Here is an 8,431-nt window from a genome sequence, read left to right as displayed (position 1 = left end):
TGCCCGACCGTCTGGCGGCGGCTGCAAACGCGTTGTCGCCGCAAACGCCTGGCGCGTCGGCACCCGCTGCCCATGCGCGCGCAACTGCGCGTGCGGGAGCCGCGCCGGCGTCCGCGCTGCCGGCCGCTGCCCGCTCCACGAAGGCGCCTGCGGTGGAACCCGACGGCAGGGCGCCGGCGCGGGTTCTGGCCCAGATCACCGACCTGCTGGACCATCTGGCACGGGTTGACGCCCCTCCTGCAGTGACGACGGCGCCTTCGCGCCGCGTGTCCCAGCTCGCCCCGCCGGCGGCGCCGCGCCGGGAGATTCCCGGGGGGGGACAGTCACCGTCCGCGCATGGCGCCGCTCAGGCACCTGTGACGCTACCCGAGCCAGGAGCCGCAGGTGGTGGGCGGCCGTCGCCGGCGAACGTACCCGCCCTGAACGGTATCGGCCGGCTGGCGGCGCGGCTGTTCGCGGGGCACACGCGAACCGCGGCCGATGCCACCACGGCGCCCGCGGCAGCCGAGCGGCGGCAGCCGGCTGCGCGCGCCATGGCCTGGCTCACACCGGCGGCGGGGCAGGGGGGCAGCCACTCCCCGGGCACCGCGGCCTCACAGCCTACGGCGCCGACGCCGGAGCGTCTGGCCGCGTCCGGGACGGCATCGGCATCGGAGCCCCTGGCCGACGCGTTGGCACGGGCACTGCGCACCGAGGGCGAACTTCGCGGAGTGGAGCTGCCATGAACCTGGCGCCCATGCTCGGCGACTACACCCTGCCGCGGGTGACCCGGCTGGAGACGCTCGAGCAGCGCCGGCTGGTGGAACTGGACATTCCCGGTCGCGCCGGCAACCTGTTTCAGGATCTCGGCCGCGGCCCGGCGCGCCTGGTGGTGGAAGGCTCCGTTTTCGGTGACGAGCCGGGCAGCGCATTCCTGAGCAGTGCGCGCGAGCGCTACCTGGCCGGCGAACCGCTGACCTTCGTGTCGGACATCGCCACCGGCACCGCATTGCAGTACGTCATGATCGAGCGCCTGCACGTGCAGGCGGCCGCGTCGGCGGCGGACCAGGTCGACTACACGCTGTGGCTGGTGGAGTGCCCGCCGCCGCCACCGCCATCCGACCTGCTCGGCGGTATCGATGCTGGGCTGCTCGATGCCGCCGCCGGCATGCTCGACTCGGCGCTCGGGGCGCTGGACAGCCTGGCGGCGCTCGGCAGTCTGCCGGAGCTGTCCGACCCCACCGCCGGGTTGAGTGACATGCTGGGGGATGCCGGTGACGCGCTCGGCGCGCTGGGCTCCGCCGGTGGCGCACTCGGCGACCTGCTGGGCGGGTAACCGATGGCGACCTTGCTCGAACAGCTTGCAGCCCTGGCCGAAGGCGACGGCCTGCAGGGGGACATTGCCGTGCAGGCGGGCCAGTTCAGTGGCATCGCCAGCGGCTTGCAGGGACTGATCGACGAACCGCCGGCGGCGCTGGCGAGCTTGCTCGGCCAACTCGAGGAGCTGCCGTTGCCGCGGTTCGAGCCGGCGGCTCGACTGCAGGCCGATCTCGGCGGAATCGCCACGCAGCTCGGCAGCGCGCTGGCGGACGGCGCCGCGGAGCCCGCCGCCCTGCTCGGTGATCTCGGCACCACGCTGACCGCGGACATCGGCGTGGCGCTGGCGCCGGTGCTGCGGGTAATCGACGCCCTGCGGGTGCTGCTGGGCACCGATCTGAGCTGCGGCCTGGTGCCCGGCCTGACGCCGCCGGCGACGGGCGAGGGTGCGGCACCGCCGCCGGCGCCTGCTGGCGGGGCAGCCGGCGATACAGCGGCCGCCGCACCGCCGCTGGTAGGCCCCGCCGAGGTCGCGGCAGCCCAGGCGCTCGTCGACACCCTGCCGGCCGACATGAGCGTGTCGGCCCTGACGCACTGGCTGCATGCGCGCATCGGTACCTTTCGGCCGTCCTATATTCCACTGCGTGCCATTCCGCTGGTGGACGACCTGCGCGATCCGCTCGATACGCTGGTGCGTTGGGACCTGGCGCCCGGCAGTGCACTGCGCGACGAACTGGCCGACACGCTGCAGCGTCTGGCGCAACAGGTGGACGCTCACGGCCGCCAGATTGTGGAACACACGCTGGCGCCCGGGCGGGTGGCTCCGCTGCCGATAGCCGGCGTGACCGCCGCCCACGACCTGGCGGCGGCAGTGGAGGCGCTGGCCGGGGCGGCCGTTGCGGGTGGCGAGCCGGACATCGCCGCGGCGCTGGCCACGGCGAGCGGCGCCCAGGCCGCACTGAGCGCGGCCGCCGATGCGCTGGAGGGGCACGGCGCCGCGCTGGTGGCCTTGCGTGCCGACCTGCGGGCGGTGCCCTCGGTGCTGGAGGGCGGTATCAATCGCCTCAGCGTGCTGCTGACGCCTTCGGCCTCGTTCGACACGCTCGCAGACGCGTTCGGCGTCCGGCTGCCGGATGCGCTGGATGACGAAGCGTTCGCGCCGCTGGTGGATGTACTGACTGCCACGCGCCAGTTTCTGGAGCGGATTCTCGCGGCCGTCGATATCGACGCCGTGTCGGGGCCGGTCACCGAGGCGCTCGCCGCGGCCCAGGACACGCTGGTGCGGGTTGACGGCAGCATCGCCCAACTGACCGCCCAGGTGCGGGCGGCCTTCGACCAGGCACAGGATGCCCTGGCTGCCATCGATCCCGAGGCCCTGCTGGCGCAGGCGCGAGAGGCCCTGGAGCAGCTCATCGCGCAGGCGCAGGCGGCAGTGGATGTGGCGCTGGCGCCGGTGGCCGGAGCACTGACCGATGCCATCGACACGGCGCAGGGCGTGCTCGGCGGCTTCGATCCCGAGGCGCTGGCGGCGCCTCTGACGGTGGCGCTGGAGCAGCTGGCGGCGCTGCTGGCCAGCGAACCGGTGCAGGCGCTGATCCGTCAGCTGGACGCGCTGCGCGCGGTGGCGGAGCGCCTGGATGGGCTGCGTTTCGAGCCGGTGACCGGCGCTGTGGTGGAGGCCATCGGCGATGTGGAGAGCACGCTTCGCAGCATCGACGAAGCCAGCCTGGTGGCGCCGCTGCCGGACATGCTGGCCGCCGCCATGGCGGTGCTGCCGCCGACGCTGACGCCGCTGATCACACCGCTGCGCTCGACGCTGCAGGACATGGTGGATGCCGGGCCGCGCGAGGTGCTGCAGGCGGTGCGTGACCTGCCCGGTCAGATCGAGTCGGCCCTGCTGGCCTACGCACCGCGTGCGCTGCTGGAACAGCCGCTGGGCACGCCGTACGCGGCGCTGGTGGATGCACTGGACGATTTCTCGCCGACCGCCTGGCTGGATCAGGCCGATGACGCACTGGCCGGCGTGCGCGAACGCCTGGCGGGCGCCATCGACCCGGCGGCGGTGCTGGCTCCGTTGCGGGAGGCGCACGGCGCCTTGCAGGCGCAGGTGCAGGCACTGCGCCCGGGTGCCGTGCTGGCGCCGCTGACGCAGCAGATCGACGGCCTGCTCGGCGAGCTCGACGCAGCGCTGCCGACCGAGGATCTGGCCGACGCACTGACCCAGGCGGTGGAGCAGCTGCGCCGGTTGCTCGCCCCGCTGGGCGAGGTGCAGCCACTGATCGACACGCTGACCGCCCGCCTGGCGCTGCTGACCGATCCCGAGGCACAGATGGCGGCCTGGCTGGACGGCATCCTGGGCAAGTTGCCGGACGACATCGCACCGGTGGAGGCCGCCGCGCAGACGCTGCGCGATGCCGTTTCCGCCACCACCTCGGCGCGCCTGGCGGACGCCTGGCAGGCGCTGCGCTCGCCGTTGGCGGCTGCGCTGGATGCCGTCGACCCGGCGGCCACGCTGGCGCGCCTGAACGGTGCCAGGGCCACGCTGACGACGGCCCTGGCGGCGGCGCCGCCGTCCGCCGCACGCACCGCGGCGCTGGACTGGTTGGCCGATTTCGATCCGCTGGGGGATGACGGGCGCAGCCTGCGCGAGCTGGCGGCGTTGCGGGATGCGCTGCATGCCGCCGATACGGCCCTGGCCGGCCTGTGGCCGCAGTGGGATGCCCGCTACCACCGCGCCGACGGGCCGCTGGCCACGCTGCTGCCCGAGCCGCTCGACGCTGCCGCCCTGCGCTCGGTGTTGCGGGACGCCGCCCTGCGCCAGTTCGGCGCGCCGCTGGTCGGCCTGCTGCGCCTGGTGCGTACGCTCGGAGTGCTGCTGGCGCGTGCCGGGGACGGCATGTCCGACCTGGTCAACGCCGTCGGCGCGCGCCTGGATGCCCTGCTGGCCGCCCCGCAGGCACTGGCCGATCTGGCGCAGTCGCTCGACGCACTGGTGGACCGTCTCACCGGCCTCGATCTGGATGTCTATGCCCGTGAGGTGGATGCCCTGCACACGGCCCTGCTGTCGCGTTTGCGGGCGCTCAGCCCGGATCAGCTGGCGCAGGCACTGGCGCAGGAGATCGAGACACTGCTCGGCAACCTCAGCCTGGGCAGTCTCACCGGCACGCCGCTGCGCGCCACGCTGGATGACGCCTGGGCCGGGCTTCGCGCCAGGCTGGCGGCGCTGGACCCCGAACCGCTGGTCATTGCCCCGCTGCAGGCCAGCTATGAAGCCGACCTGTTGCCGCTGGTGCGCGCCTTCGACATCCGTGAGGCGGTCGATGCCGTGCTGGCGCGCCTGGACGGCCTGCCGGACGAACTGGGTGACCAGTTGCAGCAAGTGGACCGCGCCTACCAGGCCATGCTGGCCGCGGCGCCCTCGGGCCGTCCGGCGGCGGCCGCCGGCAGCGTGAGTTTTTAGGAGGTCTGCATGTCGCTGGGTGCCGCACTGCTGATGCCGCAACGGCTCGACCGTCTGGATGCCATGCGTGGCGATCAGGCTTTCGGCGACGATCTGGTGGCGCTGCTGCAGCAGTTGCTGACCAACCCGCGCTATGCCCAGGCCCTGGCGCCGGTGCTGGGCGGTGCCTTCACGCGCGCCGGGGAGCGGCTGGCCGCGCGCATGCAGGCCCGCCTGCCGGAAGCGCTCTCGCAGGCCAGCGCCCTGATGGCACCGCTCACCGACACGTTGCAGGAGCTGGCTGCGCGGGCCGGCGAGGTCGAAACCCCGCTCGACGGCCTGGCGCTGATCGAGGGCATGCTCGATGCGACGCTGGCCGCCGTACAGGGCCTCAGCGAAGCCAGTCTGCGCCGGTGGACACGCGCCGTGCACGCGCTGTTGACCGGCCCGCTTGGACTGTCGCAGGAGGCGTTGCAGGCGCAGCTGCGCCTGATCTGCGCCGACGTACGGGCCGAGTTGCTGCGCGGCAGTGCCGCGCTGGCGGCCGATCAGGCGGCGGTTCATCAGGCACTGGCGGCGGTGCTCGGACGGGTGGAAACCGAGGTGCTGGAGGGTGTGCCGGCGCTGGACTGGCAACCGGACCGGGTGGCGCAGGAACTCCACCGCACGCTGCGCGCGGCCGGCCTCCAGAAAGTGCGCGCGCAGCTGGCCTGCATCGTGGAGAAGGCCAAGGCCACCCTGGGCGCCACCGAGGCCCTGGCCGGCGTGGCCGGCGCGGGGCCGTTCGGGCCGGGGTCGGTGGGCGCGGCGCAGCCGAACCCGCCGCTGTCCGGGGATCGTTACTGCTGGTACGCGTCGTGGCTGTACGCCAGCAAGCGGCGTCTGGCCGGCGACGACTTCAGCATCTGGCTGGCCGACAAGATCCTGCCCGGCTATCCGTACGACCGCGTCTGGCTCAGCGCCGATGGCACGCAGTTGATGCTGCGCCGTGTCGGTGACGGTAACGACGAGGTACTGCACACCTTCGCCGAGGGTGCCGGGCAATGGCACCAGGCACCGCAGTTCGCCGGTGGCCTGGGGTCCGAGGTGTACAGCTTCGGTGTCGTCGGGCCGCAGTTTCTGGAAGTGTGGACACAGGTATTCGCGGCGCTGGTCGAGGCGGGCAAGACCGCCGGACACATCACGGCCTTCGCCACCAGCCCGCGGGAGAAGGGCGCCAACGTGCCGCTCACGTTCTGGAACTTCATCAAGCTGCTGACCGTGCCGACCGGCAAGGCGCCGCTACAGGCGCTGCTGACCAACCTGTCCGGCTGGGGCGTGGGCAGCGAGTACCTCTACATCTGGGTGCCGTGGCTGATCGTGCTGCTCGGTGGGCTCGAGGGCAAGCACACGGAGACCAACGGCGTGAACATCTTCGCCCAGTACGCCACGCTGCTGGGCGGCGATGCGCTGTCCGCCTACAACATCCACAGCCTGATCTCCGGTGCCCACGGTCTGTTGCTGAGCCTGTGGACGCTGCTCAACCAGACCGGGCCCGCAGGCGCCACCGGCGACCCCGATACACGCCCGGACAATCGCGAGCACGGCGGGCCCGTGGTGTCCCTGGGGGCGGTACTGGCCAACATGCTGATGATCAAGCTGGTGCCACGGGAGGACTACGCGCACCCGTTTCATCCCGACAATCCCGCGTTCTACGGCTACTGGTTCTTGGGTGCCGGCATGGGTATCGCCGGCGCCACGCTGGGCACTCTGGCTACCTGGGCGCTGTCCCGTACCTACGATGCCGGGCAGCTGGGGGAGAACATCGGCGCCGGGGCGCTGGTGGGTTTCATCGGCTTCCTGCTGCAGTGGTACACGACCAAGGAAGGCGACACCGCGGACGGCACCTACAACCCGAAAAAGGATCCCGAGGGCAACGCCTACAGTCCGGCGCGGCTGGACTTCACCGGCTACCCGGCGGCCGATACGTCGCCGTACAAGCTGCCGTATGCCAAGGGCACGGCGCTGTTCGTCGGCCAGGCCAATCAGGGCATGTTCAGCCACATGCGCTTCAACTGGGTGCCGCAGGTGTACGCCTACGACTTCGCGCACGATTTCGGCGACGAGGTTCTGGCCTCACGCGCCGGCACGGTGGTCGACTACTTCGACTGGCTGCCGGACGACACCGACCCCGCCGACGCCCAGATCTGGGACGCCATCAAGACCGCGCTGGGCTGGGCCGGTCCCGGTGAGCCGACGCAGGCCGACGTCAACACCGCCGCCGCGACGCCGGCCAGCGGCCTGATTCCCGGCCAGACCGGTGTGGCCAACCTCGGCTACGACACGGGCGGCAACTTTGATCAGGCCTATTTCAACTGGAACTTCATCGTCGTCAGGCACGACACCGTGGTGGCCGCGCACGACACCAACATCCTCGATCCGTCCCTGCGTGCCACCTTCCCGTGCACCTACGCCGTGTATGGCCACGGCAAGCGCGGTTCGGTGCGCGAGGTGTTCGCCGCCAAGGGCGTGACCGACCCGCGCGACATCATCGGCCAGACGGTGCAGCAGGGCGAGGTGCTCATGCATGCCGGCGATGTCGGCACCAGTTTCCACAACCACCTGCACATGCATGTGCTCGGCGGACCGGCGCCAGCCGCGGTACCGCCACCGGTGAGTTCCGGGCTGAGCCGCTTCACGTTGCCGTTCGTGTTTCGCGAGGCCACGCACGTGCTCGGTCGTGACGGCGTGCTGCGCTACCTCACCTGGTACACCTCCGACAACCAGCGAGTCGGCTGATGAACCTGCCCTTTGTGCCGGAATCGTCGCCCGTGGCCGGTTTCCGGCCGCGTTGCAAGGTTGGTCCACCGATGGCGGCGGCCGGCGCAGGCGGGCTGCTGGACATGGCAATGGGCCTGCTGGCTGCGCCGCAGGCCGACCCGTGGGCGGACCATCTAAGTGCCGTCGAGCTGGTGCTCGCGCCGGCGCCGGCAATCAGCCACGCGCGCCTGACGCTCGTCGACCGCGACGGTGCGCCGGCGGTGGCCGCCGGCGACACGCTGCGCGTGGAACTGGGCGAGGAGGGCGCGCTGTCGCCGCTGTTGCAGGGCGAGGTACTGGCTGTGGACGGCCTGCCCGGCAGCCAGCGCACCGTGCTGCTGGCCTCGGCCGCGGTGGCGCTGGCCCGCCAGCGCCACAACACCAGCCACCGTGCCCGCTCGCTGGCCGACCTGCTGGCCGGCTTCGCCGCCGAGGCCGGCCTGACGCCGGGGGCGCTCGAGGGTACCGGCACCTACCCGTTCCTGGCGCTGGACGACCGTCGCAGCCTGTGGGAATGGGCGGGCCTGCTGGCCGCGCAGGCCGGCCTGCGGGTGTGGGTCGACGGTACAGGGGCGCTGCGCTGCGCCGCGCCGGGCGCGGCAGCCGTGCAGACCTTCCGCTATGGACACGATGTGCTGATGCTCGAGCACCACGCCGGCAGTGCACCGCCGGGTGCGCTCGCCGTGGTCGGGGAGGGCGCTGCCGGCAGCCAGGGCGCGGCTGCCTGGAGCTGGCTCACCAAGGATCCGCAGGGCGTACGGGGCCAGGCGGGGACCGGCGCGGCGCGGCGCGTGTTCGGCGACGGCACCCTGCGCACGGCCGCGGCGGCGCGTGACGCCGCGCAGGCGTACCGGCGGCAGGCGCAGGCGCGGGCGACGCGCCTGCGCCTGCAGGTGC

Annotated in this window: 4 protein-coding genes; all 4 read left to right on the top strand. The window is 72.5% G+C overall.

Going from position 1 to position 8,431, the window contains the following annotated elements; all coding sequences use genetic code 11:
* Nucleotides 1-721 precede the first annotated feature (721 nt).
* Nucleotides 722-1,315 (top strand): hypothetical protein, encoded by a 594-nt coding sequence (locus tag ABYX71_RS08870; RefSeq protein WP_372696139.1) that lies wholly within the window; start codon nt 722-724, stop codon nt 1,313-1,315.
* A gap of 3 nt (nt 1,316-1,318) precedes the next feature.
* Nucleotides 1,319-4,756, top strand: coding sequence for a hypothetical protein (locus ABYX71_RS08865; protein ID WP_372696138.1), 3,438 nt, complete (start codon nt 1,319-1,321; stop codon nt 4,754-4,756).
* Nucleotides 4,757-4,765: 9 nt separating this feature from the next.
* On the top strand, nt 4,766-7,513 hold the full coding sequence (locus tag ABYX71_RS08860) for a hypothetical protein (protein WP_372696137.1): 2,748 nt from the start codon (nt 4,766-4,768) through the stop codon (nt 7,511-7,513).
* Nucleotides 7,513-8,431, top strand: a 919-nt coding sequence (locus ABYX71_RS08855; RefSeq protein ID WP_372696136.1) for a hypothetical protein, incomplete at its 3' end; no start/stop codon positions are given. The genes ABYX71_RS08860 and ABYX71_RS08855, both read left to right, overlap by 1 nt.

Origin of the sequence: Immundisolibacter sp. (genome assembly GCF_041625615.1) — a bacterium.
In the GTDB taxonomy this organism is placed as follows: domain Bacteria; phylum Pseudomonadota; class Gammaproteobacteria; order Immundisolibacterales; family Immundisolibacteraceae; genus Immundisolibacter.
The sequence above is the reverse complement of the archived record's forward strand: the minus strand, read 5'-3'. Positions and strand labels throughout refer to the sequence as shown.

Coding starts and splice junctions, on each gene's coding strand:
- ABYX71_RS08860 (WP_372696137.1), top strand. CDS start 4,766: ATGTCGCTGGGTGCCGCACTGCTGATGCCGCAACGGCTCGACCGTCTG.
- ABYX71_RS08870 (WP_372696139.1), top strand. CDS start 722: ATGAACCTGGCGCCCATGCTCGGCGACTACACCCTGCCGCGGGTGACC.
- ABYX71_RS08865 (WP_372696138.1), top strand. CDS start 1,319: ATGGCGACCTTGCTCGAACAGCTTGCAGCCCTGGCCGAAGGCGACGGC.